This window comes from Natronoarchaeum sp. GCM10025321 (assembly GCF_042663585.1).
Taxonomy (GTDB): Archaea; Halobacteriota; Halobacteria; order Halobacteriales; family Natronoarchaeaceae; genus Natranaeroarchaeum.
Map to the genome: position 1 here is coordinate 1,526,549 of NZ_JBHTAN010000006.1, position 25,332 is coordinate 1,551,880.

At 62.2% G+C, this 25,332-nt stretch carries 25 protein-coding genes and 1 tRNA gene; 10 read left to right on the forward strand and 16 right to left on the reverse strand.

The genetic code is table 11. From position 1 onward, the window contains the following. Positions 1-215: 215 nt before the first annotated feature. On the forward strand, positions 216-2,699 hold the full coding sequence (locus tag ACFQL3_RS10555; RefSeq protein ID WP_377054024.1) for a methyl-accepting chemotaxis protein: 2,484 nt from the start codon (positions 216-218) through the stop codon (positions 2,697-2,699). A 45-nt stretch (positions 2,700-2,744) separates the two neighbouring features. Next, positions 2,745-3,707, forward strand: coding sequence for an asparaginase (locus tag ACFQL3_RS10560; protein ID WP_377054026.1), 963 nt, complete (start codon positions 2,745-2,747; stop codon positions 3,705-3,707). A gap of 82 nt (positions 3,708-3,789) precedes the next feature. Here ACFQL3_RS10560 and ACFQL3_RS10565 read toward each other — a convergent pair whose 3' ends face one another. The 8 genes from ACFQL3_RS10565 to ACFQL3_RS10600 all read right to left on the reverse strand — a co-directional run bounded on the left by ACFQL3_RS10565 (position 3,790) and on the right by ACFQL3_RS10600 (position 12,702). Next, positions 3,790-4,599: a CheR family methyltransferase gene (locus tag ACFQL3_RS10565; protein WP_377054028.1), complete on the reverse strand. Its 810-nt coding sequence runs from the start codon at positions 4,597-4,599 to the stop codon at positions 3,790-3,792. After that, complete coding sequence (locus ACFQL3_RS10570) at positions 4,596-5,120, reverse strand: chemotaxis protein CheD (protein WP_377054030.1); 525 nt, start codon at positions 5,118-5,120, stop codon at positions 4,596-4,598. Before ACFQL3_RS10570 ends, ACFQL3_RS10565 begins: the two co-directional genes overlap by 4 nt. Beyond that, complete coding sequence (locus ACFQL3_RS10575) at positions 5,117-6,382, reverse strand: chemotaxis protein CheC (protein ID WP_377054032.1); 1,266 nt, start codon at positions 6,380-6,382, stop codon at positions 5,117-5,119. Before ACFQL3_RS10575 ends, ACFQL3_RS10570 begins: the two co-directional genes overlap by 4 nt. 5 nt (positions 6,383-6,387) lie before the next feature. After that, positions 6,388-6,993, reverse strand: a complete 606-nt coding sequence (locus tag ACFQL3_RS10580) for a chemotaxis protein CheC (protein ID WP_377054034.1) — start codon at positions 6,991-6,993, stop codon at positions 6,388-6,390. Between the two features lie 15 nt (positions 6,994-7,008). Continuing rightward, positions 7,009-10,446, reverse strand: coding sequence for an ATP-binding protein (locus tag ACFQL3_RS10585; protein WP_377054036.1), 3,438 nt, complete (start codon positions 10,444-10,446; stop codon positions 7,009-7,011). After that, on the reverse strand, positions 10,439-11,614 hold the full coding sequence (cheB, locus tag ACFQL3_RS10590) for a chemotaxis-specific protein-glutamate methyltransferase CheB (protein WP_377054038.1): 1,176 nt from the start codon (positions 11,612-11,614) through the stop codon (positions 10,439-10,441). The genes ACFQL3_RS10585 and cheB overlap by 8 nt, the downstream gene beginning before the upstream one ends. Beyond that, a complete protein-coding gene (cheY, locus tag ACFQL3_RS10595) occupies positions 11,611-11,973 on the reverse strand; it encodes a chemotaxis protein CheY (protein WP_377054040.1) in 363 nt (120 codons plus the stop codon). The genes cheB and cheY overlap by 4 nt, the downstream gene beginning before the upstream one ends. Before the next feature lie 168 nt (positions 11,974-12,141). Beyond that, positions 12,142-12,702: a chemotaxis protein CheW gene (locus tag ACFQL3_RS10600; protein WP_377054042.1), complete on the reverse strand. Its 561-nt coding sequence runs from the start codon at positions 12,700-12,702 to the stop codon at positions 12,142-12,144. 110 nt (positions 12,703-12,812) lie between these two features. Here ACFQL3_RS10600 and ACFQL3_RS10605 point away from each other — a divergent pair, with 110 nt between their 5' ends. Both ACFQL3_RS10605 and queC read left to right on the forward strand, forming a co-directional pair. After that, a complete protein-coding gene (locus ACFQL3_RS10605; protein ID WP_377054044.1) occupies positions 12,813-13,172 on the forward strand; it encodes an ArsR/SmtB family transcription factor in 360 nt (119 codons plus the stop codon). Between the two features lie 455 nt (positions 13,173-13,627). Beyond that, a complete protein-coding gene (gene queC / locus ACFQL3_RS10610; RefSeq protein ID WP_377054046.1) occupies positions 13,628-14,356 on the forward strand; it encodes a 7-cyano-7-deazaguanine synthase QueC in 729 nt (242 codons plus the stop codon). Between the two features lies 1 nt (position 14,357). Here queC and ACFQL3_RS10615 read toward each other — a convergent pair whose 3' ends face one another. The 7 genes from ACFQL3_RS10615 to ACFQL3_RS10645 form a co-directional block, all read right to left on the reverse strand. After that, positions 14,358-15,254, reverse strand: coding sequence for a DMT family transporter (locus ACFQL3_RS10615; protein WP_377057076.1), 897 nt, complete (start codon positions 15,252-15,254; stop codon positions 14,358-14,360). Positions 15,255-15,365: 111 nt separating this feature from the next. Continuing rightward, positions 15,366-15,872: an SRPBCC family protein gene (locus tag ACFQL3_RS10620; RefSeq protein WP_377054048.1), complete on the reverse strand. Its 507-nt coding sequence runs from the start codon at positions 15,870-15,872 to the stop codon at positions 15,366-15,368. 72 nt (positions 15,873-15,944) lie between these two features. Then, the gene (lrpA1, locus tag ACFQL3_RS10625; RefSeq protein ID WP_377054050.1) at positions 15,945-16,373 is read right to left on the reverse strand and encodes an HTH-type transcriptional regulator LrpA1; all 429 of its coding nucleotides are present in this window, start codon (positions 16,371-16,373) and stop codon (positions 15,945-15,947) included. Between the two features lie 255 nt (positions 16,374-16,628). Then, positions 16,629-17,570 (reverse strand): thiamine pyrophosphate-dependent enzyme, encoded by a 942-nt coding sequence (locus ACFQL3_RS10630; protein WP_377054052.1) that lies wholly within the window; start codon positions 17,568-17,570, stop codon positions 16,629-16,631. A 16-nt stretch (positions 17,571-17,586) separates the two neighbouring features. Further along, positions 17,587-19,482 (reverse strand): 2-oxoacid:acceptor oxidoreductase subunit alpha, encoded by a 1,896-nt coding sequence (locus ACFQL3_RS10635; protein WP_377054054.1) that lies wholly within the window; start codon positions 19,480-19,482, stop codon positions 17,587-17,589. 176 nt (positions 19,483-19,658) lie between these two features. After that, entirely contained in the window at positions 19,659-20,456 is a 798-nt protein-coding gene (surE, locus tag ACFQL3_RS10640; RefSeq protein WP_377054056.1) for a 5'/3'-nucleotidase SurE, read from the reverse strand. Between the two features lie 260 nt (positions 20,457-20,716). Further along, a tRNA-Ala gene (locus ACFQL3_RS10645) sits at positions 20,717-20,788 on the reverse strand. Between the two features lie 233 nt (positions 20,789-21,021). On the opposite strand from ACFQL3_RS10645, the gene ACFQL3_RS10650 reads away from it, so the two are divergent. The 5 genes from ACFQL3_RS10650 (at position 21,022) to ACFQL3_RS10670 (ending at position 23,960) form a co-directional block, all read left to right on the forward strand. Further along, the gene (locus tag ACFQL3_RS10650) at positions 21,022-21,327 is read left to right on the forward strand and encodes a hypothetical protein (protein WP_377054058.1); all 306 of its coding nucleotides are present in this window, start codon (positions 21,022-21,024) and stop codon (positions 21,325-21,327) included. A gap of 124 nt (positions 21,328-21,451) precedes the next feature. Beyond that, entirely contained in the window at positions 21,452-21,913 is a 462-nt protein-coding gene (locus tag ACFQL3_RS10655; protein WP_377054060.1) for a 30S ribosomal protein S15, read from the forward strand. Then, positions 21,914-23,080, forward strand: a complete 1,167-nt coding sequence (locus ACFQL3_RS10660) for an exonuclease RecJ (protein ID WP_377054062.1) — start codon at positions 21,914-21,916, stop codon at positions 23,078-23,080. Continuing rightward, entirely contained in the window at positions 23,077-23,328 is a 252-nt protein-coding gene (locus ACFQL3_RS10665; protein WP_377054064.1) for a KEOPS complex subunit Pcc1, read from the forward strand. The genes ACFQL3_RS10660 and ACFQL3_RS10665 overlap by 4 nt, the downstream gene beginning before the upstream one ends. Further along, complete coding sequence (locus tag ACFQL3_RS10670) at positions 23,325-23,960, forward strand: 30S ribosomal protein S3ae (protein ID WP_377054066.1); 636 nt, start codon at positions 23,325-23,327, stop codon at positions 23,958-23,960. The genes ACFQL3_RS10665 and ACFQL3_RS10670 overlap by 4 nt, the downstream gene beginning before the upstream one ends. Before the next feature lie 45 nt (positions 23,961-24,005). Here ACFQL3_RS10670 and ACFQL3_RS10675 read toward each other — a convergent pair whose 3' ends face one another. After that, positions 24,006-24,422, reverse strand: a complete 417-nt coding sequence (locus tag ACFQL3_RS10675; RefSeq protein WP_377054068.1) for a cupredoxin domain-containing protein — start codon at positions 24,420-24,422, stop codon at positions 24,006-24,008. Positions 24,423-24,553: 131 nt separating this feature from the next. Here ACFQL3_RS10675 and ACFQL3_RS10680 point away from each other — a divergent pair, with 131 nt between their 5' ends. Beyond that, positions 24,554-25,273, forward strand: a complete 720-nt coding sequence (locus tag ACFQL3_RS10680) for a protein sorting system archaetidylserine synthase (RefSeq protein WP_377054070.1) — start codon at positions 24,554-24,556, stop codon at positions 25,271-25,273. Positions 25,274-25,332: the final 59 nt, after the last annotated feature.

The window sequence follows — 25,332 nt, forward strand, 5'->3', positions numbered from 1 at the left end:
ACGTTACCAACTGGCTGATTCGAGGAGTAGCAGGCAACTCCCGGTCCAGGAAACGTATACGAACTACCTCGTGGTTTCCTCATTACTACCGCTTGAGCCCTCTCCGACTCCTCTCTCGTGGGTGCTGCTCCTCGTTTCAGCGAAGGGTTTCAAACGAGTTATCCATCCTGATAACGGGCGAAAATCATAAATGGGTTTGTATTAACAGAGAAAATATGTTAGGGGGATTACGATACGTCGTTCCGGACTTCATCCGGCGGCGGTACACAGTAAAGTTCGGTATTGCACTGCTCATCCTTGGCCTGTCGGTGGCCTCGATCGGGTTCGTCGCAACCGCAGAAATCGAGGCAGGCGTCGAGGATAACGTCGAGGAGGAGTACGCCAACATGGCCGAACAGGAAGCGGCGGCCCTCGAATCCTGGGATGATAAACAACGGCTGGTCACGGGGATGCTGACCGAGTCGGCAATCATCCGGTCGGGCAATGTCGAACGGATACAACCGTACGTGGAACGCTGGAACGTCGCGTTCAATGGCCGCAACGAGGAGGACTACGTCGCTGGCATCCACTACGTGGACGTCCAGGAGGGCCAGGTAGTCGCAAGTTCGACGGGACTGGCCGGTCAGCCCGTAGATGCGCTGGAAGTACCCGAAGATGACCGCGCACAACTGCCGGACGTTCCGCGCGAACAGGCCTATCGGACCGATCCGTATCGAACTGACGACGGTATGGCGGCGATGACGTACATGCGTCAGGTCGTCGACGATCCGAACCACGCGATAGTCGTGACGATAAACCTGGCAGAGTACTCGCCGAACTTCCAGAGCGCCGACGACGACAGGACGACGCTCGTCCTCGACGGCGGCGACGACGTCATGCTCGATGACGCCGGCTTCGGGGAGGACGGGTCGGCGTTCCTGACGGCGTACGACGGCCACGGTGATCTGGGATCGGCGGCGCGTGAGGCCGGCCCCGGAAACCCGTCTGTCGATCATATCAACGAATCACCGACCGGCGTGCTCGCCGGCGAGGCATACGGCTTCCCCGAAGAGGGCTACGTCGTCGGCTACCAGCAGGTCGAGAATACCGACTGGGTTGTGCTCGTCCACCAGCCCGAAAGTAATGCGTACGGCTTCGTCGACGCAGTCTCGACGTGGGGAACCTACGCCACGGCAGGTGGAGTGCTCCTTGTCGGCCTGATCGGCGCGGTGCTCGGGCGCAACACGGCTCGATCGATCGATCGGCTGACTGCCAAGACGGAGGCGATGGAGGCCGGCGACCTCGACGTCGACTTCGAGACGACGCGGATCGACAACATCGGTCGACTCTACGACGGGTTTGCTAACATGCGCGACGCGCTCAGAGAGCAGATACGCGACGCCCAGCAGGCCCGCGAGGAGGCCGAATCCGAGCGGGAACGCGTCCAGCGGATCAATCAGGATCTCGAAGCGTCCGCCGAGGAGTACTGTGCCGTGATGGGCCAAGCCGCGGACGGGGACCTCTCGGTCAGAGCCACGGTCGACGCCGATAACGAGCAGATGCGTGGCATCGGCGAGGACTTCAACGCGATGCTCGACGAGATCGAGGCAACCGTCCAACAGCTCAAACGGTTCGCAAGCGAGGTCGCGACCGCCAGCGAGGAAGTGACCGCCTCCAGCGAGGAGGTCCGCGGAGCGAGCGAACAGGTCACCGAATCAATCCAGGAGATTTCCGACGGCGCGGAGCGCCAGAACGACTCCCTGCAGTCGGTGAGCCAGGAGATGAGCGGCCTCTCGACGACGACCGAGGAGATCGCCTCCTCGTCGAACGAGGTCGCCGACATCGCCGAACGGACCGCCGAAACCGGCCGCGAGGGTCGCAAAGCCGCCCAGCAGGCGATCGAGGGGATGAACCGGATCGAAGCCGGAAGCAAGGAAGCAGTCGACGAGATCGAGGCACTCCAACAGGAGGTCGCCCAGATCGACGAGCTACTGGACTTCATCGCCGAGATCGCAGAACAGACGAACATGCTCGCGCTGAACGCCAACATCGAGGCCTCCCGCTCTGGCGACTCCGAGGACGGCTTCGCCGTCGTCGCCGAGGAGGTCAAGGAGCTATCCGCAGAAACCAAAGAGGCCGCCGAAGACATCGAGGATCGCCTCGAACGGATCAAGGCCCAGACCGATGACACCGCCGAGGAGGTTCGCACGACGAGCGCGGAGATCACTGACCACACCGAGGCGGTTCGACGGGCGGCGGCCGCGCTCGACGAGATCGCCGAGTACGCCCAGGAGACGAACACGGGCGTCCAAGAGATCTCTGCGGCGACCGAACAGCAGGCCGCCTCGACCCAGCAGGTCGTCGCGATGGTCGACGAAGCAGCGACGATTTCCGAGGAAACGACCGCCGAATCCGAGAACGTCGCCGCCGCCGCCGAACAGCAGACCACCGCACTCACGGAGGTTTCAGGATCTGCCTCGGAGCTGGCGAGCCAGGCCGCACAGCTATCCGAAGCGCTCGACCGCTTCGATACAGACGCTGCTGACGGGGCTCATATCCCCTCGCCGACGGACGTGGAGGAGGATCCGACTCAGATACCACCAACTGGTTCCGACGAACCGGATGCTGGCGCTAGCGATCCGGATGACGATCCCGACGAGTCGGCTGCCGAAGAGGCGTTCCGATTCGATCAGACGGTCGACAAGCCCGACGGCGGCTAACCGCTGATCGACACATCCTAACGCCGTCAACGATCATCTGTAGCTATGAACCCACAGATTCGCGTGCTCGCGACCGGTGGCACGATCGCGGCAACAGCGGGAGAGGCCGGTGCCACTCCAACCCTGACCGGCGAGGACCTTGTCGATGCCGTCGGCGAGATCGAGTCGTACGCAGACGTCGATGTCGAGCGTGTCTGTGACGAACTGAGCTTTCATCTGGGCTTCGATCAGGTCGCCGACCTCGCGCGGGCAGTCGAACGCGCTGAGGACGAGGGTATCGACGGCGTCGTCGTCACCCACGGCACGGACACGATGGAGGAATCGGCGTACTATCTGGACCTCGTTCTCGACACCGACATCCCGGTCGTGTTCACCGGCGCACAGCGGCCGGCCGACGCGGTGAGCCCGGACGGCCCTGCCAACCTGCTGGCCGCGATCAGGACGGTGGCCGACGAACGCTTCGAGACGGGGGTCTATGTCGCCTTTAACGACACCGTCCACGCCGCCCGATGGGTGACCAAATCCCACGCCAGTGCGCCTGACGCCTACTCCTCGCCCGCGGCCGGATCGGTCGCGGAACTGACCGCCGATGGCATCTCGCTCCGCCGCCCCCCACGAAGCGAGTCGGTGACGTTGCCGACCACGGAACTCACGAAGACGGTCAAGACGCTTCACAGTGGACTGGACGTTGAGGACACACTGCTCCGGCACGCAATCGTCGACGGCGTCGGCGGCGTCGTCCTTGCGGGAAGCGGAATCGGGAATACGTCACGACGTCTCGGCGATACCGTTGGCGAAGCGATCAATCGGGGACTACCCATCGTTCTCGCAACGCGGTGCTACCGGGGCGAGGTTGCGGCGAAGTATGGCGACCGCGGGGGCAGTTACACGCTTCACGAACACGGCGCGATTCCGGCGGGCGATCTCCCACCCTGGAAAGCCCGGATCAAACTCGGTCTCGCGCTATCGGCGTTCGACGACGAAAAAGCAGTTCGAGACGCCTTCTGAGGGGGCACGTCGTTTCGAGTCGTATAACGTCTCGCTTCTCGCGGCATTCGCCGCTCACATATTCGAGACGCGTGGCGTCTCGCTATTCTCGTTGGTAGATCCGCATCCGCCCATCGAGAATCGTGAAATCGGACTTCAGGTTCGGTGGGATCGTTTCCGCTTTGCCGATGACCAGGTAGCCGCCCGGCCGGAGCGACTCGGAAATCGTCTCCAGCATTTCTTCCTTGTAGCCGTTGTCGATGTAGATGAAGAGGTTCCGGCAGACAACCAGATCGAACCCGGATTTCGCGCCATCGTTGATAAGGTCGTGATTCTCGAAGGAGACCATCTCTCTGACTGGATCACGTACCGTGAACTGGTCGCCAGACTGGTCGATGTAGCGGTGGTAGTTCGAGAGGAACGTGAGTTGGTCGCCGATATCGATCGTTCGGGTGCTCTCGTAGAGGCCTTCGCGGGCCGTTTCGAGCGCCGGATCGCTGATGTCGGTCGCGAGAACCGAGAGTTTGTCACCGGCCGTCCGCGGGTCGTCGAGCGCGAGCATCGCCAGCGAGTACGGCTCTCGGCCGTCGGCACAGGCCGCGCTCCAGACATGGATCCGTTCCTGTTCGTCGCTGAGTGTCCGCAGCACCGATCGGATCCCCTCCCAGACGTCCGGGTTGCGGAAGAAGCCGGTGACGTTGATCGATAGGGCGTCGAGTAACGCCTCCTGCTCGTCCGAGTCCTCGCGGACCAGGTCCAGATACTCCTCGTAGTCGTCCGAACGGGTACGTCGAAGCCGAGAAGAAAAGCGCCGGTCGAGGTAGCTATCGTTGTAGTGGCTCGTCGCAAAGTCGAGATGCGCCTCGACGAACGTCGTTAGCGCCTCGAAACCGGTCGTTTCGTCACGACTCACAGTTCCTCGATCGTTCCTTCGCCGTCCGCCGTCCGGATCGAGAGCACGCCCGTTCCGGTATCGAACTCGACAGTCCTCCCCTCCTGTCCACCGACCTCTTCGGCGACGACTGGGACCCCGAGTTTGTCGAGTTCTTCCTGTGCCGCGACGACGTTTCGCTGCCCGACGCCGTCGCCGAAGCTCTCGAACTCGAACATGTCGCCGCCGCCCGCGAGTTTCGCCTCGACGTCGGTGTAGCTCGCGCCGGTCTCGACCATCTGTCGGAGCATCGCCCGGATCGCCGTATCGGCGAACTTGCCGGGCTTTCGCTCGCTCATGTCGTCGTTCTCGTCGCCGTCCGGCAACATGACGTGGGCAAGCCCGCCGACTGCGGACTGGTCGTCGTACAGCGCGACCGCAACACACGAGCCCAGGCCGTAGGACTTGAGCCGCTGGCCGCTGTCGCTGATCTCGAACTCGGAGATGCCGACCCGGACGGGATCCGGTTCGGGCGCACCAGGTTCGCTTCCATACGTCTTCATGAGTCCGTCTCTACCTCTTCGATCTCTGCTTTCGTCGGCACTTCCTCGATCCGATCCATCGGCAGGTCGTTGATCGCCCGTTCGAGGTCGGATTCGTTCGGGATCGCATAGATGTTACAGTCGAACTCTCGGTCGGCAGCCTGGACCGAGGTGTCGAAGACGAACGCGTACTCCTGTTCCTCGCCCAGTTGGATTACGACGGGATCGATGACGGCCGCACCCATATCGTGGTTGTACTCCGGCGGCGAGTGATCTATCGTCGTGTCGAGGACGTTCGCCCAGCCGTCGAGGAAGCCACTGGCCATGATGTTGCCAAGTTCCTTGATGGCGCTCTGGCCCATGGCGTCGAACTCGTCGTCCGGAGCCGTCGGTAGCATCGCAGTAACTACCTCGCGGGCCGACGCCTCGTCGAACAGGAACAGGAGATAGCCGCTCGGCACGCCATCGAACTCGAAGGCGACGCCGACCAGCATCTCGTCGTCGATCTCCTCGGGCAGTACCTCCAGCGGGACGAAGTTGAGCCGTCGGATCTCGACGTCGGTATCGATCCCGGTCATCGTCGAGACGTTCGAGGCGACCTCGTCCGCGCCGCGCTGTGCGAGTCGGTCGAAGCCGGCCAGTTTGTCGTACTCGATACCGTCGTCGCTCGATACACCCTGCTGGTCGAGAACGTCTTCCATCGAGTCGTGACCGGGGAACAGGTAGTACCTGAACTCGATCTCGGTATCGATCGCTTCGATCTGGCTCTGAAAGAGCAGTGCCAGATCGTCCGTCCCCGGCGCCGTGTCGACGCCGTCGAGAAACGGTTCGGCCGAATTGCCGTCCACGTACTCCGGCGTCGAGACGTCGATTGCGCTGCCGAGCACGTCGGCCCAGCCGTCGATGAAGCCGCTGTGCATGATCTGGCCGACTTCCGTAATCGCGCTTCGGTTCATCTCGTCGAACTCCGCGTCCGGATCCCCAGGTGGCGATCCGTCGCCGGCGGAGGGCTGTAGCGTCTGGACGAGATGTGCCGCACTCTCGCGGTCGAAGGCGATGACGGCGTGCCCTTTGAGAGCGCCCGTTAGTTCGACGCGAACGCCGACTTTTCGGACGCCATCGCCGAGTTCCGAGCGAATATCGGAGCCTCGCATGAAGTTGAGTTTCGTCACTCCCACGCGGGTATCTACGTCAGTCATACGGGTCAGACGCCCCGCCGCGAGTCCGGCACCCTCCTGAGCCATCTGATAGAACGTTCCAAGTGCTGTTACGTCGAGTTTCATAGGGATTACGAGTAAGACGTTTCGATGCTGTTGACCATCTCGACGAACTCCTGGAGATCGGGGAAGGCGTAGATCTCGGCTTCGATCTCGTAACTCGGTACATTGAGACTGGAGTCGAAGAAAAGCGCCAGATCCTCCTCGCCGAGACTCGCCGTCCGTCCGACGATCTCCGCGGCCGGTGCGTACACCAGTTGTGGAGTGGCGATGTCGATAGTGGTGCCCAGTACGTCGGCCCAGCCGTCGATGAAGCCGCTGGCCATCATGTTACCTAGCTCTTCGACGGCGCTTCGAGCCATCTCGCCCGAGACCGACGACATGTCGTCGACCATGTCGTTCAGCATGAGCGCCGTGATCTTCTTTGCGCTTTGCTCGGGGAACAGGATAAGGATGTGACCGTGTGGCGGCTCCATGAGCCGGACTCGGACGCCGACCCGCTTGTCCTCGTCGAGCTGTGAGGTGAGGTCATCCACGTCGATGAAGTTCGTCTTCGTGACCTCCATCTTCGCGTCCTCACCGGTCAGCTTGCCCATGTTGTCGGCCACGCCGTTGGTCCCGACCTTGGCCATCTCGTTAATGAAGCTCAACTTCCGAATGTCGACCATTAAAGTCATAATGTCACCTGTATCTCATAGTGTTTCGACGTCGAGAATGTTCACCACGTCGCCCTCCCCGAGCACGGTCGCGCCACTGAGGCCGGGAATGTTTCCGATGAACCCCTCGAACGGTTTGACAACGACTTCTTGCTGTCCGCGGACGCGATCACAGTGGACCGCTACCGGCCGGACATCGTCGCGTACCTGTACAAGCATCCCGTCCCCGTTCTGCCCGCGCTCGGGCGTGTCCAGGGCTTCGTCCAGCCGGATCAGCGGATAGGCCGTCTCGCCGCGTGTGACGACCTCGCGGCCGTCTTCGACCGACACCGATCCCGACGGACCGATCTCGCTGACGACCCGCGTCGGGATGCCGTACTCCTCGCCACCGGATTCGACGAACAGCACGTCGGCGATAGCGAGCGAGATCGGCACCTCGATCCGGACTGTCGTACCCTCGCCGGGGTCGCTCTCGATACCGACGTCGCCGTCGAGGCTCTCGATGGTGCTGGCGACGACATCCATCCCGACGCCGCGGCCGCTGACGTCGGTTACCTCCTCGCTCGTCGAGAAGCCGGGATGGAAGACGAGTTCGTAGATATCCGACTCCTCCATCGCGAGCAGGTCGTCACGTCCGATGATTCCCTGCTCGACTGCCGAGTCACCCAGTTCGTCGGCATCGATCCCGCGACCGTCGTCCTCGATTTCGATGACGACTTGATCGCGTTCGCGCCAGGCGCTGAGTTCGATCGTGCCGCTCGGCTCTTTGCCTGCGTCTTCCCGTTCCTCGGGCGGTTCGATACCGTGGTCGATAGCGTTGCGGACGATATGCATCAGCGGATCGCCGATCTCGTCGAGGATCGACCGGTCGACTTCCACGTCTTCGCCCTCCATATCGAGCGTGACGCGCTTGTCCTGATCGCGGGAGATGTCCCGGACGAGGCGTGGGAGTTTGTTGACGACCTTCTGCAGCGGAACGAGTCGGACGTCCATCACCGTATCCTGTAGCTCGGAGGTGAGTGCGTCTAGTTCGTCCACTTCGCTGTCGATGACCCGGCGGGATTCCTCGGCGTCGACCGCGCGTCGCAGTCGCGCCCGCGTCGAGACGAGGCCCTCGACGAGGTTCATTAGCTGATCGACCTGATCCACGTCGACTCGCACTGACTGGACCGTTTCGGTATCGACGGCCGTGCCTGCGGCGGCCGACGGCTGTGAGTAGTCGGCCGTCGCGTCGTCGGCCTTGACCGCCTCCGTGATCTCGGTCGGCGGGCCCTCTTCCGCGTCGGCATCCGAATCCAGATCGACGGACTCGACCGACGCTTCGACGGCTTCGTCCGACGGCTCCGTACTGACTGATGCCTCGGCGGTCGCCGATCCGTCCGCATCAGCAGCCGTCTCGGACGACTGTTCGGGTTCGGCCGTCGTCTCCGGTACGGTGGCGGACGCGTCTGCCGAGTCGGCTTCGGCGTCCCCTGGCTCGTCTTCGGCGTCTGCCGGTTCGTCCTCGGCTTCTTCGAGATCCATCGACAGATCGAGTTCGTCGGCGGAGCCGAAGCCGCCATCGTCTAGCTCTTCCGGTTCCGCTTCGGGATCGGCCGGATCGCCGAAGTCGAGATCGCCGAACGATCCTGCCTCGCTGACTTCCGTATCGTCAGTTCCGGCATCTACAGCGGACTCAGCATCGTCTTCGGCGTCCAGCGGAGCCGCTGGCTCCGACTCGGTATCCGCAGACGGTGCCGCAAACGGATCTTCGAGATCGAGGTCGGGGCTCTCCCCGGTGTCGTCCACGTCTCTGACTTCGACGTCGTCGAGACCGGCTTCTTCGGCGACCGGCTCGTCCGCCTCGCCCTCCGCGAACAGTTCCTCGTCGTCGAGAGAGCCCATGTCGTCGGGTGATACTTTGCTAGTCTCGTCGTCAGCATCGACTTCCGCTTCGGCGGTCTCCGCTTCTGGTTCGCTACTCTCCGCTTCCACATCACCGGTTTCCACTTCTGCGTCACCCGCTTCCACATCGCCTGCCTCCACTTCTCCATCGCCCGCTTCCGCTTCCACATCGCCTGCTTCCGGTTCCGAGACCGCATCGACGATGTCGCTGTCTGCATCGTCGAGCCCCGCAGGCGCCGACTCTTCCTCACCCGCAGGCGCTTCGGCCTCTACTGCTGGCTCGTCGACATCAGCCGTGGGTTCGTCGTTCTCTCCTGCGGGCTGGTCTTCGACCTCGTCAAGCAGTTCGTCGACGCCCGGTTCGTCGCTCTCGTCGCCAGCGCCGAACGGATCGTCGTCCTCGAACTCGCCTGCAGCGAACGGATCGTCGCCGCCGAGGTCCTCCTCGTCGAGGAGTTCGTCAAAACTGACCTCGTCGTCGTCTAGCTCCTCGAACTCCAGTTCGTCGAGTTCGGCCTGCAGTTCGTCGAAGCCGACAGGATCGACCTCCGCTTTCAGCTCTTTGAAGGTGTCCGAGGCGTCCTCGACTTCGTCTGCGGGCTCGGATGCGTCCGCTTCGGCCTCCTCGTCCGCTACGTCCGACGTATCGGGCTCTTCCGGATCGTCGATGGCCTCGATTTCGCCGACCTCGATGTCGTCGAACGAGCCGGCATCGCCGAGGTCGTCGAAGCCTTCGACGTCTTCGATCTCTTCGACCATCCCGTCCAGGTCGTCGTACTCGCTGAACTCGTCGAGGAGATCGTCAACCTCCATATCGTCGGGATCGGCCTCCTCCTCGATCGGGCTTCCGCTCGTCGAATCAGCGTTATCGGCCGGTTCCGCGACGGTTCGGCCGGTCACGTCCTCGATGATCACGTCTTCGACCGCGTCGACGGGATCGAGTGCGGCCGCGATCGACTCCTCGCCGACCGCGCTGGCGAAGACGGCATCGAAGCTACCGCCGTACTCGCCGTCGCTGATCTCGTCTTCGGGCGGTGCCGTACCGAGGAGGTCGAAGGCGTCCTCCAGCGCTTCGACGACCAGCATGCCGTGTTGCTCGCGTTCCTCGGCGACGTCGAGTCGCACGTGGAACTGGTTGTGCTGGGCGTCAGCGGGCGACGCCGATTCTCCGAGGAGTCGATCGATCTCGCCGTCGGTCGGCGTCGACAGCGTGTCGGCGGCTTCGAGTTGCTCCCGAAGCATCGCTATCGTCTCGACGGGATCGGTCTGCGGCGATCCGTGTTCGGGTACCTCATCGATCATCTCGCCGAGCCGATCGACGGCATCGAAGATCCGATCCATCAGCTCCGCGGAGACATCGATATCGCCCCGCCGCACTGCATCGAGAAGGTCCTCAAGGACGTGAGCGAGCGCTTCCGCACGGTCGAACCCCATCGCTCCGGCGTTGCCCTTGAGGGTGTGGGCCGTACGGAAGATCAGATCCATCGCCTCGCCATCGTCCGGGTTCTGCTCTAGCGTGAGCAGGGCGTTGTTCAACTCCGTGATCTCTTCTTCGCTCTCCTGAACGAACTCCCGTACGTACTCATCCATGTGTTGTCACCTCCGTCGAAAGGCTGTCGACCACCTGGTCGGTGATTCCCTCGGCGGGAGCCACGTGATCGACTGCCCCAGTCGCTATCGCCTGTCTCGGGATGCCGAACACAGGGCTCGTCTCCTCGTCCTGTGCTATCGTCGTCCCGCCTGCCTCGTGAATGGCGCTGATCCCTGTAGCGCCGTCCTTTCCCATCCCCGTGAGCGCGATACCGACGACCGGTTGCGCAACGGTCTCGGCGACCGACTGCATCGTCACGTCGATAGACGGCCTGACGCCGTGAACGGGGTCCTCGTCAGTGAGTCGAATCTTCAAGCGGCCCGCAACCGAGTTCGCGACCCGCATGTGTCGGTCGCCGTGTGCGACCAGCACCTCGCCGCCGGAGATCCTGTCGCCGTCCTCGGCCTCTTTGACGCGGTACGGACAGAGGTCGTCGAGCCGTTTGGCGAGTCGCCCCGTGAACTCCGGGGGCATATGCTGGACGACCAACACGCGGGCGTCGAGTTCGATTGGCAGCGAGCACAGCAACTGCTCGATGATTTTCGGCCCGCCAGTCGAAGCCCCGACGACGATCGTGGGGTGCTCCTGATACGTTCTGTCCTCGTCGGGAACTGCTTCGTCGTCCCGTCCGACCGCTCGATCGCTCTTGGGATCGGTAGGGCGGGGACTTGCGGACTGTTGGGCGTTCGCCGTGCCGGTGGCTCCGGTCGTCGCCTCGCCCGCACCGCCGACTCTCTGTGCCGAGGCGGCCGTCCGTGAGCGAGCTATCGCGGAGATGTCAGCGGTTTCGACCCCATCGATCGCTTCGATGAGTCGATCCTCCAGCCCCGCGATATCGGTCGATACTTCACCGCTTGGCTTTTCGAGGAAGTCGATTGCGCCCGACGATAACGCCTGTAGCGTCGCGTCTGCACCGTCGGCCGTGTGGGCGCTCAGCATCAGTATTCGGGTCGGATGCTCCGCCATGATCCGTTCGACTGCCTCGATGCCATCCATCTGCGGCATCTGTACGTCCATCGTCACGATGTCCGGTTCGTACTCTCGGACGGCGTCGACCGCCCGCTCGCCGTTGCTCGCACGGCTAACGTCGTAGCCGTGATTGGCGAGGATGCTGCCGATGACTGTCCGCATGAACTGCGAGTCATCGACAACGAGCACGCTTGTCATGCCGGAACGACGTCTCTAAGCGCCTTTTTGACGCTTGGTTCCTCGAACGGTTTCGTCACGTAGCCGTCGGCGCCGGCTTTGACGGCCAGTTTCATTTTCTCACGCTGTCCCACGCTCGTACACATGATCACGCGCGAGTCGGGATCGAGCTTCTTGATCGCGGCCGTCGCCTTGATCCCGTTACATTTCGGCATCACGATGTCCATCATCACGATGTCCGGTTCCTGCTCTTTGTACAACTTGACCGCCTCAGCACCGTTGGACGCCTCTCCCACGATGTCGTAGTCTTCTTCCAGAATCTGTCTGAGTAGATTCCGCATAAAATGAGAGTCGTCCACGATGAGCACCCCTGTCGACATTCAGTTGATACACCACGCACGGCTTGGCGAAGTACCAACATAAATGCTGTTCTTATATTATCAGATTTGATAACGGACTATTCCGAACGCTAATGCTCGCAAACGCCGAAAATCAGGTAGATACCGGAAAATAGTGCGATTCACCAGTACCGGGTTCCACGGCCGTTGTCAACTACTGCTTGCCGTCTGGATCACCCCTTCGAGGTCGATCAGGGACACCTGCTCGTCTCGGTTGCTTTCGGCGGGCGCGATCACCGCTTTCACCAGCGCGTGCGACAATGCGGTCGCGTCGACGTCCGCATCCGGCGACGGTTTCTGGAAGATACTGCTCACTGGAATGGATTCCACACCCAGCACCTCGTCGACTCTGAGACCGGCCCCCTGCTGATCGCCAGGACGGTCCAGCACGATGACCCGGCTATCCCGGTCTTCTGTCTCCCGGTTATGAGTATCAAGATAGATACGCAGGTCGATTACTGCCGTGATCGATCCCCGGAGGTCGATCAGCCCATCGATAGCCTCGGAAGAGCGCGGCAGTCGAGTGTATTCGTCGCTCTCGACCACACTCAGCACCTGCTCGACCTCGAGACCGTACTCCGTCCCACCGATGCGGAACACGACGAAGCGTGCTTCCTCTTCGTCCTCACCCTCGTCGTCGGGTTCGGGATCCCGGTCGTCGGTACCCTTCCCATCGATATTTAATAGCTTGTCGGGTAGTTCCGTCGACATTCTTTCGAGAGTATCCACACCGGAGCGTTAAAAACGTTGACCACCGGCTTCGTTTAGACACTCTTGTTTGCCACAAGCTTCAAATCTGATAACGCGATAGTTAGGTTAGCATGCTGTCTATCGACACCGCGGACGGCGAAATGATCCCGCCGGACGTTCTCCTCTCGGCACTCGGCGGAAAGTACAGTGTAGAGATCCTGAATGCCACGCGAACCCCGACCTCCGCCCAGGAGTTAGGCGAGGCAATCGACGTTCCGATCGCCACTTGCTACCGCCGGATCGAGGACCTCGAAGATGCTGGACTCCTGCGGTGTGAAGGGAGACAGTTGTCCGAGGAAGGTCGACGGACTAACGTCTACCGACGAACAGTCGACACCATGACGTTCGATTTCACCGATCAAACGCCGACGGTAGAGTACAAGAAGCGCTCGGAGGCGAAAAACAAACTACAGGACCAACTCGACGAGTAACAGGCGGGAGATCCAGAGCGAGCCAATAGGTTCGACTTTCAGAGATATAATACTCCAATATGCTCGAGATACGTCCGAGTGTATCCGATCGGCCGGGGACGTCGGTGAGTATGGTGACGGATTTTACCCGCGAATCCTATGTCGGATGTAACGGACCAGTGCGGCACATTACCGGGCAATAGCTCCCCAATCACGACCAGAAATGTAGCCGTCTGCATGGGCACGACTACGAGGTCATGGCCAAGCTGTGCGGTGAGCGCTTCGACGAGAGATGGGTTACAGACGATATAGATATTACCGAGGTATTATTGGCATGTGAGTATATGTTCTGCTCGAACGCCTCGACCGCGTCGACGCTACCGAGAGCGCCCGGAGACTGTCCCCAAACTGGCGAAGGTCAACGAAAGCCAGTGTCTGGGTCGCGCTCACGCCGACTGCGATACGCCCACTCAACCATGACTGAGACCACTGCTGATTCGAAGAGCACGGAATCGTCCCCCGGAGCAGTCGTGCTAGCCTCCGGCGGAATGGACAGTGCGACTGCCGCCTACGAGGCCCGTGACCGCGGGTACGACCTCTACTTGCTTCACACCTCCTACGGGCAGCGAACCGAGGACCGCGAACTGGAGTGTGCAAAATCGCTCGCCGAGAGCCTCGACGCCGAGGCGTTTCTCGCGATCGAGACGAGCCATCTCGAACGCATCGGTGCGTCGTCTCTCACCGACGACGATATCGACGTCGAGGACGCCGTCGAGACGCCAGACGACGAGATTCCCGACACCTACGTTCCGTTCCGGAACGCGAACCTGCTCTCGATGGCGGTCTCCTACGCCGAGGCCAACGACTGCGAAGCCGTCTTCATCGGCGCTCACAGCGAGGATTTCTCCGGCTATCCCGACTGCAGTCCTGCCTTTTTCGAGGCGTTCCAGTCGGTCGTCGACACGGGAACGAAACCCGAGACGGATATCACCGTCGAAGCGCCGTTCGTCGAGTGGTCGAAAACTGACATCGCAGAACGCGGCGTCGAACTCGACGTTCCTTACGAAGACACCTGGAGTTGTTATCGAGAAAACGCGCCTGCCTGTGGCACCTGTGATGCCTGCAAGTTCCGCCTGGAAGCGTTCCAGCGGATCGGCGTCCGGGATCCGGTCGAGTACGAACAGCGCCCGGAGTACGCCGACTGATTCAGTCCATCCCCGCGGTCACAGTCTCGCTCTCCCCGTCACTGCGTCGTGACGTGCTCGCAAGGTAGATTCCGCCGAGAACGACCGCGCCGCCGACGAGCGTCCCCACGGCGGGGATTTCCGTGAGGAAGAGCACCGCAAGGAGCGTCGCGCCGACCGGTTCCCCCAGCATGGTGATACCGACGACCGTCGAGCGGACGTGTTCGAGCGCCCAGTTGACGACCGTATGACCGAGCAGTCCCGGCCCCACCGCGAGCGCCAGAAAGAGTACCCACTCCCGAGGCGGATAGCCGAGCAGCGGGGCGCCCTGTGCGCCGACGACCGCGAGTAGCGTGACCGCACAACTGGCGTAAACGACGGTAACGTACGGAAAGACGGACACACGCTGGCGGATCGAGCGCCCGGCGAGCACGTAGCCGCCCGCGCTCACTGCGCCCACCAGCGCCAGCGTGTTCCCGAGGCGGGCGTCCCCCTCGACGGCCACCGATGCGCCGGGGTCAGCGAGCGTCATCACGGCCGCGCCACAGACCGTCAGGGCGACGCCGCCGAGGATCCGGCGGTCGATCCGCTCGTCGAGGAGGAGATACGCGCCGACGGCGACGAAGACCGGTTGGGTCTGGACGAGGGTAACCGAGGCCGCGACGCTCGTCCACTCCAGGCTCTCGAACCACGCCGCAAAGTGGATGCCAAGGGCGACCCCGGCGACGACTGCCGAGAGCAGATCCCGCCGGGAGAGCAAACGGAACTCGGCCCGGCGCTCGCCGAGGGCGAAGGGGACGACGAACGCCAGCGTGAACAGCACCCGATAGAGGGCGACGACGCTCGACGGCGCGGCACTCCAGCGGATCAGGATCGATGCGGCGCTCATCGCGACGACTGCTCCGGCCAGCGCCGCCATCGGCGACACGTGTTTGCCAGTCCAGTCCGTCACGCGCCGGTACACGGATTGACTGGCGTGTCGGAGCGGCTTACAGATTGTGGACGAGTGGGACGACTGCCCGACCGGCCGCTACTCCCGATTTTGTCGCCAGCTACCGCTCTCCAGTAGGTTTCGCGTCAACTGATGGCGCTTGCGGAACATCGGCACGAAGCCGATACCCGACAGCGGACTTATCGCGCGGCCGAGCGCCCCGAAAGGCAGTTCGTACTCGACGTTGTCCCGGAGCAGTGTCGTCTCTCCATCGGCGAAAAACGAGTGCGTGTGTTCCCACGATTCGAACGGGCCGCCCTCCATCGTGTCGGTGAACCAGGCCGCACCGTCTCGCTCCTCGCGTTCGGTAATCACGGAGGTCCAGGTCTGGCGCGGCCCGACGCCGAACGGCTGGACGGACATATGCAACTCCGAGCCGGCTTCGAGTATATCAGGATCCGGCTCGCCGTCCGGTCCGATCACCGACTCGACTTCGAGGTGCATCCAGTCGGGCGTCAGTGCGAGGAGCCCCTGCTCGGTCGAGTGGAACTCCCAGACGTCGGAAAGGGGTGCGTGCACGCGTACCTCGCGTCGAAATTCGGCCATACCCACGCTTGGGAGCCTGACAGCAAAACACCCGTGGTCGTCCACGGCCCGAACGCGTCCCGGAGAGTCGCGTTACTTCAGTCGTTCCTGCAGGAACGATGGGTGGGCGGCTGTGACGCCCTCGATTTCGACCAGTTTGTCGCTGATGATGTCCGCCAAATCGTCTCCGTCGGCGGCTCTGACTTCCGCCATCAGCATGTGATCGCCGCTCGAACTGTACAGCGATTCTACCTCCTCAAGTTCCTTGATCTCACGCGTCGCCTCGACGTACTCGTCGCTCTCGACGTCTAGCCCCACGAGCGCGATGCTCTTGCTCGCCAGTTTCTTCGGATCGACGTCAGCCGAGTAACCGATGATGACGCCGTCCTCCTCGAGCTGATCGATATACTTCCGAACCGTGGGCTTCGAGACATCCGCCCGCTCCGCTATCTCCGCATAGGACGCTTTGGCGTCCTCTTCGAGAACTGAGAGAATACGGTTTGCTGTCGACTCGCTACTCATACGTACATATTTTGCGGCAGAGGGAAAATATCTTTTGAATCCGTTAAGGGACCTTCGCTGCAAAGAGTGGACGATTCCAAGAAGTGTAGAATCTGCCAATGTAACCATACGACGGCGTCTGTTACGGGCCATTGATCGGTAGCTACCCCGACAGTAGCGGTGCACGAACACAGTCCAGTGATGTTGGTGTGTCGACACGATAGGAGCAATGCTTCTCTACGGTGGACGCGCAAAAAATGGCCGTTGCTAAACTGATCAGGCGTGTCGGTCGAGCAGGTCGTAGGACCGCTGGTCGTCCCAGTCGTAGTCCTCGTCGAAGTACCGCTCTGCGAGCGGTTCCTCGGGCATCTCGCCGATAGCCTTCTTTTCTTCCTGGTAGGACGGTCGGTCCTCGTCGACGTAGAAGCGTCCAGTGAGAACTTCGCCCTCGTGGAGGGCGTCCTCTGCTTCGTACATCATCTCGGACGCTTCGCGACGGTCCGTGATGTCGAAGTCGTAGTCGTCGTTGTCCTGGATATCGATGTAGGGGACGTACTGCTTTGCGTCCTTGTTCCAGGTGGGACACTGGGTCAGGAAGTCCACGTGTGCGAAGCCGTCGTGCTCGATGGCTTCGACGAGAATTTCCTTGGCCTGGTTCGGGTTGACCGCAGCCGTTCGCGCGACGTAGGACGACCCGGACGTCAGCGAGAGGCTGAGCGGTCGGATCGGCGTCTTCGCGCTACCGTGGGGCTGGGTCTTCGATTTGTGGCCCTTGGGACTGGTCGGGGACGTCTGTCCCTTCGTCAGCCCGAAGATCTCGTTGTTGAACACGATATACGTCATATCGTGGTTCTCGCGGGCGCTGTGCATGAAGTGGTTGCCACCGATACCGTAGCCGTCACCGTCACCGCCAGCGGCGATGACTTCGAGGCCGGGGTTCGCCAGCTTTGCCGCGCGGGCGACCGGCAGCGAACGGCCGTGGATGGTGTGGAACCCGTAGCTGTCCAGATAGCTGTTCAGTTTCCCGGAACAGCCGATACCTGTACAAAGCAGCGTCTCTTCGGGCGTACGACCGACTTCCGGCAGTGCCTGTTTCAGCGCCTTGAGGACGCCGAAGTCACCGCAGCCAGGACACCACGTCGGCTGGGGCTCGATGCCGGGCGTGTACTCCTCTCGCTCGATTTCGCGTTCTTCACCGATTGCGTTGAATGCACTCATATGTGAATCTCCTCGTTTAGTCCCCCGCCGCGGAACGAATCTCGGTTCGGTTTACCGGCGATTCGTCCGCGCCGTTGATCTGTGCCTCGAATGCTTCGACGACCTCCTCGGGTTCGAACGGGTTCCCGTCGTACTTGAGGAAGCTCGTCAACTTCTCGCCGAAGCGACCGAGCTCTTTCTGAGTGAGGCCGCGGAACTGTGCGGAGGCGTTCATCTCGACGATCATCGCCTCGTCGACGCTCTCCAGGAACTCGGTCATCTCTGCGGCCGGATACGGCATCATGTCGCTGACGCCGATCGACTTGACGGAGACGCCGTTCTCGTTGAGACGGTCGACGGCTTCCTCGACGGTCCCCTGCTGAGTCCCCCAGGTGATGAGGCCGTAGTCAGCGTCCTCCGGCCCGCGATAGCTCTGGGTGGACTCGTGCTCGTCGTCGAGTTCCTCTCGGATCGACTCGAGTTTCTGCATCCGACGGCCCATCTGCGCGACGCGGTTGTCGGGGTCCTCGTCGATGTGACCGGCCTTGTTGTGTTCGTTACCGGTTGCCAGATAGCGACCGCCCTTCTGCCCAGGCAGCGAGCGCGGGCTGACACCGTCGTCGGTGTCGTGGAGGAAGCGGTTGAACTTGCCCGACGCGTCGTGGGCCGCCTCGGCGAGTTCCTCCTCGGAGAGGACGCTGCCGGGGTCGGCATCGACAGGTCGGTCGAAGAAGCTCTTGGCGACGTTGCGGTTCTCGCCGGAGAGCTTCTGATCGATGATGACGATAGCCGGGATCTGGTAGTCGTAGGCTATCTTGAACGCCAGTCGCGTCTGGTCGTACGCCTCGGCGGGATCCGCCGGTGCGAAGACGACGCGGTTGGAGTCACCCTGACTCGTGTACAGGATGTGTTCGAGGTCGCCCTGTTCGGGTTTGGTCGGCAGACCCGTCGACGGGCCCGCGCGCATCGCTTCGATCAGGACGATCGGCGTCTCGGTCATCTCCGCGAGTCCGAGCGGTTCGGACATCAGCGCGAAGCCACCGCCGGACGATCCGGACATGGACTTGACACCGGCGTGGCTCGCACCGACTGCGAGCGCCGCTGCCGCGATCTCGTCTTCGACCTGCTCGGCGATACCGCCGAAGTCCGGCAGGTTCTGGGACATGATCGCGAAGACGTCTGTCCACGGTGTCATCGGGTAGCCCGCGATGAACCGACAGCCAGCGTCGAGCGCACCGTACGCAACGCCGTTAGACCCGGAGACGAGTACCTGCTGTTCCTCGTGCTCGCCCTTCGGAACGCGGAGGTCGTGCTCGAACTCGTACTCCTCGTTGGTCATCTCGTACGCGTCGTGGAGCACGTCGAGGTTGGCGTCGAGCATGTCGCCGCCCATAGCGTCCGACATGAGGTTCTCGACTTCGTCGAGTTCCATGTCGAGTAGCGCCGCGGTGACGCCGACACCGGCGGTGTTGCGCATGATTTCTCGGCCGTGTTCTTTGGCGAGCTCGCGGAGATTGATGTCGAAGACGTGCCAGTTGTTCTCCTCGGCACGCTCGTCGAACTCGGGGATATCGTCCTTGTCGAGCATTCCCGAGTCGTAGACGATGATGCCACCTTCTCGTAGTTCGTCGAGGTTTTCTTCAAGCGGTTTGAGTTCCTCCTCGCCGTAATAGGCGTCCTCCTTCGGGTTCCGAGCGAAGGAGTCACCCAGTGCAAGCAGGAAGTTATAGCCGTCCCCTCGCGATTTGACGTTTTCCTCAGCGGCCCGGATTTCGACGTACGTGTGGCCACCGCGGATTCGCGACGGGTAATGACGATGCGTGAATACGTTCAGCCCTGATCGCATCAAGGCCTTTGCAAAGTTCTGACTTGTCGAGTCGATTCCGTCTCCGGAACCTCCCGCGATTCGCCAGATGAGTTCGTCGTTAGTCATAATTCATACCCGGCCCACCGCAGGCCAGCAGTGTCTAAAGATTTGGAGTGACCCGAACTAAAGCCTTTGCTATCCTTTGCCAAGGAATTATTATGAAGATTCGATTATAAACCTTTATCCATTATAAATAATCATTTGGGAACCCGATATTCACCAAACGTTCGATTACCTGTCGGTTAATTTACTGGACTGAACTCACTCGCTAAACCCTCCAGCGAGTCGTGATGCTCGGTCGTATGTGGTGCAGTCAGTGGCGAGACGCTGACGTTCCCGTCGACGACTGCCCGCCGATCGGTTCCCTCTGGGTCCTCGATATCCGCTTCGGCCATCCGTTCCCAGATCCGGTCGTGTAGTCGGATCGAATCGCCGTTATGAGTCGCATCCATGTCGTAGACGTGTGAGGGACGGGTGACCTCCATCTTCACAGTGTCGTCGCCCGGAATCGGCGCGTTGACGTTGAGGTAGTCCGCCTGATCGAAGACGCCTGCGTCGATGGCGTGGTCCGCGAGATACTCCGTCGCCCGGACCGCCTCCCCGTAGTCCTCGCGCGTGACCTCGACCTCGTGGAACGCCAGATCACCGGTCGGAACGTACAGCGAGACGGCGATAGCGGGAACGCCAAAGAAGGCCGCCTCGACGGCGGCGCTGACCGTCCCCGACCGACCGAGGACGTACTGACCAAGGTTTGCGCCGCGGTTACAGCCCGAGACCACCAGGTCGGGATACGGCCCGATGGCCTCCAGTCCTGCGACGACGCAGTCCGACGGCGTTCCGCGGATCGCATAGCCCAACTCGTGCTCTTCGATCTCGACTTCCGTCGAAATCGCTCGCCCGACAGCGCTTTGATCGTCTGCCGGCGCGACGACAGTGACGTTGCCGACATCCGACAGCGCGTCGTGTAGCGCCCGGATGCCGATGCTACCGATCCCGTCGTCGTTCGTCAGCAAGATCTCTAGCTCGTCGTTCCCGTTCATGCACATAGCGTCGAACGCGGGAGCGAAAAGCACTCCGGTAGCGACATCGAGAGATGTCTGAACCGACTTTCTGGAACCAGGCAATAGGAACTCAACAGGCTAATGATCAACCCCACTACAGGCGACGAAGTGACGCCGGTTTGCGGCGCTCACGAGTTTGTTCGCGACCTAAAATAGTGGACTCGCCGGGACTGAGCAAACGCGCAGCGTTTGCGAGGGTCGGCGAGACCATAGACTGACGAACGATGTGAGGATGGAAATGGACTCGCCGGGATTTGAACCCGGGGCCTTCCCCGTGCCAGGGGGATGATCTACCACTGATCTACGAGCCCGCGTCGACGATGAGACGTTCCCGATGGGGATAAATAAACCCCTCGAATTACTCGAGCGGGAGGACTCGTCGCCGGGCGGCACGATAGAGAACGGCAAACAGGCGACGAATCTGCTCGTCGGCACGATATACGCTCTGGTGGTGATGCTTTCCTCTTGCTGACGAGGCTCGTCGCCGTACTGAGCGGGCTATCGCTGGCGTTCGAACCGTTCGGCTGGGCCATACGTCGGTGGGATGGCCGTCGAGATCTACTCGGGCTTTCTCAACCCCTACGCGGAAAGGGACTTGATCACGACCTTCCTCATCGGTTTTAGAGGATGTGCGCCCGACGCGGACACGCGGGCCCGACTGGCGGAGCGCTCGGAGACGTTCCGTCAGCGACAGGGGAAAGCCGAAGAGTGCGAGTCCGACGTGACGAACGGGTCGGCCGACCGCGATTCGCCGGCACGCCTGAGCCTCTACGGTCGGTCTCCGTGTGACGCCCTGACGCCCCGGCGAGAAGAGGTCGCAATGCTTTTGAGCACCACGAGCAAGGGTTAGGTGGGAACAACACGGCCGCAAATCTGACTCGCCGTCCGTTTGGGCGGCTTGGGATTGCGGAAGTGAACCCGGCCCACCGGCCGGAGTATCGTTGAGCGGTCTGTGCGGTTCCTATCCTCAAACTATGGCACGAATGCATACAAGTCGCCGCGGATCGGCCGGTTCCGATCACCCGGCGGCAGACGAACCCCCGGAGTGGAGCGACGTCGACGCCGACGCAATCGAAGAGCGCGTCGTCGAGTTGGCAGAACAGGGACACAGCGCGAGCGAGATCGGTCTCGTCCTTCGCGACGAAGGCGTCAAAGGGACGCCGATCCCGAACGTCAAGCTCGCGACCGACAAGAAAGTATCCGAGATTCTCGAGGAGAACGACGCTGACCCGGATCTTCCCGAGGACCTGTACAATCTTCTCGTCCGCGCCGTGCGGCTCTACGAACACGTCGAAGAGAACCCGCAAGACCACCAGAACAAGCGTGCGCTACAGAACACCGAGTCGAAGGTTCGCCGTCTGGCCAACTACTATCGCGGCGACAAGATCGACGAAGACTTCGATTACACCTACGAGAACGCTGTCGAGCTAATCTAGATGTCTACAACCGGGCGAGCACCGACCGACGCCGACGCCGCAAGTGACATCGCCGCTCAGCTCCGAGAAGCCGGCTTCGTCCGGCTGTTCGCGAATGCTGATGGCGATTCGCTGGCAGCGAGCGGTGTCCTCGCCCGGGCACTCGATGACCGTAGTTCGCCGTTTCAGGTAAGCGTTGTCGAGACGCGCGAGGCGTACGCCCGCCGCCGCGACCGACTCAACGACGAGACGCTCGTCGTGTCTGTCGGGATCGGTGCTGAGGGCTCTACCGCCGAGACCGCTCCGACGATCCGGGCTACCGATCGCCCGGCGAGCGTTACGGCGTTCGACGTCGCACGCGAACTCGGGTCGACAGCCGATGCCGTCCTTGCGCTCGCCGGTGCCGCTTCGAGCGAGACAGTCGGCGCAGGTGAGACCGCCCCGCTGCTGGAAGCGGCCCGCGAGAACGGCGTCGAACGACGCCCCGGCGTGGGGAGCCCGGTCGACGATCTGTCGGACGGGCTTGCCCACTCGACGCTGTTTCACGCGCCGTTTTCGGGCGATCCGGGAGCGGTGCAGGCGGCGCTTGCAGAGATCGACTTGCCCGCCGAGCTAGACGCCGACGCGTATCGACGCGTCGCCTCGCTCGTCGCGCTAGACGCGACGGATGTCGGTACGGCTGACGTGCGCGCGGCCGAAGCAATCGAGCGCGCGCTGTCGCCACACGCGATCCCTGACGGCCCGTTTTCGACGGTCGAGGGGTACGCCGACGTCCTCTCGGCTGTCGCATGCGATGCGCCGGGCACCGGTATCGCGCTGGCACTCGGCTACGAGGCTCGCGCGGACGCACTATCGGCGTGGCGTTCTCACGCCGCGGGCGCCCACGAGGGACTGCGCGACGGGACGACTGGCCGATACGACGGCCTGTTCGTCGCGCGCGTCGACGACGCCCCAGTCAGGACGACCGCACGGCTCCTGCGGGAGTATCGCTCGCCGGAACCGGTTGCGATGGTCGTCTCCGACGACGAGGCAGGCGTCACCGCCGCCGACGATTCCGGAGTCGACCGAGCGCTCGAACGCGCTGTCGCGGAGATCGGCGGCGAGTTCGCCGGCACCTCGCAACGGGGCTACGCCAGATTCGATGGCGATACGAAGGCGTTTATCGCCGCGTTCAGGGAGGCGCTATGAAACGCGCGACCATCCGAACGGAACTGGCCGATGCCGAGATGATCGCACGATCGATCCGGCCGGACAACACCGACGAGATGGAGACGCGCGTCGATCCCGAGACGGGCGACCCCGCAAGCGTCGAAACGACTATCGAACGCGAGACCACGGGTGGACTACAGACGAACGTCGACGACTACGTCGTCAACGTAGACGTCGCAACGCAGATCGTACAGCACGCAGAACGACACACCAACACACAATCATGAGTGAACGATCCGTATCCAAGCAGGCACAGGAAAAGCGGTGGTACACCGTCCACGCTCCCGAACAGTTCGACCGCGAGGAGCTCGGTGAAACACCCGCCGACGAACCCGAACAGGTTCTCGGCCGCAACATCGAAACCACGCTGGGCGACATCCGTAACGACGCCAGCGAGAACAACACGAAACTGAAATTCAAGATCAACGACGTCGGTAGCGACGCCGCGTACACCGAGTTCATCAAACACGAACTCACGCGGGACTACCTGCGTTCGCTGGTCCGCCGCGGCGCCTCGAAGATCGAGGCCTACATCACGGTCCTGACGACCGACGACTACCGCATACAGGTCCAGCCAGTCGCGTTCACGACGAAAAAGGCAGACGCCAGCCAGGAGCAGGCGATCCGCCGCGAGATGATCGACATCGTCGAGGAAGCGGGCGCAGAGCGCTCCTTCGAGGAGCTACTCGACAGCATCGTCGAGGGGCGCCTCTCCAGTGCGATCTACGGCGAAGCGAAGACCATCTACCCGGTCCGCCGCGTCGAGATCCAGAAGACCCGACTCGAAGCACGTCCCGAAGAGGTCGCTGCAGAAGAAGAGACCTCCGTCGACGTGGACGAAGAAGACGTCGAAGTCTGAACGCGCAGTTCGACCGATTTCTTTCGTGCGCTTCTCGCCGAGTCGCTACTCCTCGTCAGTGACGACGATGACGCCGGTCATGTTACGGCGTTCGTGTGGGATACAGACGTAGTGATGCTCGCCGGGCGTCTCGAAGGTGTGGCTATACGTCTCCTGTACTTCGATGTTCCCGCCGAGACCGCTCTCCCATGAGTCGCGGGCCGCTTGCTCGCTCTCGTACCCGCCCGAGGCGAAGTACTCGGCATCCTCGGGGATCGCATTCTCGTAGGCGGTGACGGTGTGACTTCGCGAACTCGTATTTCGCCACACGACGGTCTCGCCGACGGACACCTCGTACTCGTCTGGCTTGAACGCGTTCGCGGTCATCCCGACGTCGTACTCCTGCTCGCCGAAGACCGTACAGCCGGCCAACCCGGCGACAGTGGCACCGCCCAGGGTGGCGAGATACGTGCGACGATCCATAGATGCGTGTCAGGACTTCACGAATATAGGTGCCGCGATCCGCAAGCGAACGGTTCGCAGTTGGAACGTCCCACGCGACTGTACGAGTCGAATGTAAAGACGTAAGTCTCGCGTGGGCATTCCACGGGCATATGCAGCCACGGTTCGTCGGTCGGATGAGCCTTGCCGACGCAGTGACGATATCGAACGCCGGCCTGGGCTTTCTGACCGTAATAGTGGCGTTTGCGGATCCGCTGGCCGCGGCCAGGCTACTGCTGTTGGCGGCAATCGCCGACGGTCTGGACGGCGTCGTCGCCCGCAAGTACGGCGGTTCGCCCGCCGGTCCGTATCTCGACTCGCTCGCAGATGTGGCATCGTTCGCCATCGCGCCCGCAGTCATCGTCTTCGTCGTCGCGCGGGACGGTCTGGGGGTTACGGTGCCGGCGCTGACCGTGGAGTCCGCACTCGTACTGGGGATTCCCGCCCTGTTCGTGGCGATGGCGGTCCTCCGCCTCGGCATGTACACCGCCTACGACACGCGGGACTCGTACACGGAAGGGATCCAGACTACGCTCGCGGCGACGGTCATCGGTGCGGGAATCCTGGCGGGCGTTGCCGATCCGTACTACCTGCTCGGCGCGACGGCACTGTTCTGTTATCTCATGGTCGCTCCGGTCGAGTACCCGGATCTGCTCGCCAGAGACGCGTTCATCATGGGCGTTACGCACGCGCTTGCGATCCTGATCCCGACGTGGGCCGGGCGAACCTTCCCGTACGCGCTGCTTTCGCTCGCATTCGCATACATGCTTCTCGGTCCGCGGTTTTACTGGCGTGATGGTGTTCCGTCGCTGAGCACGAAAGGAAACGCTTAGGAGGCGTACGGTAAGAGATAAGACTATATGAGTCCGGTCACGCTCCGGCGTAGCGGGCA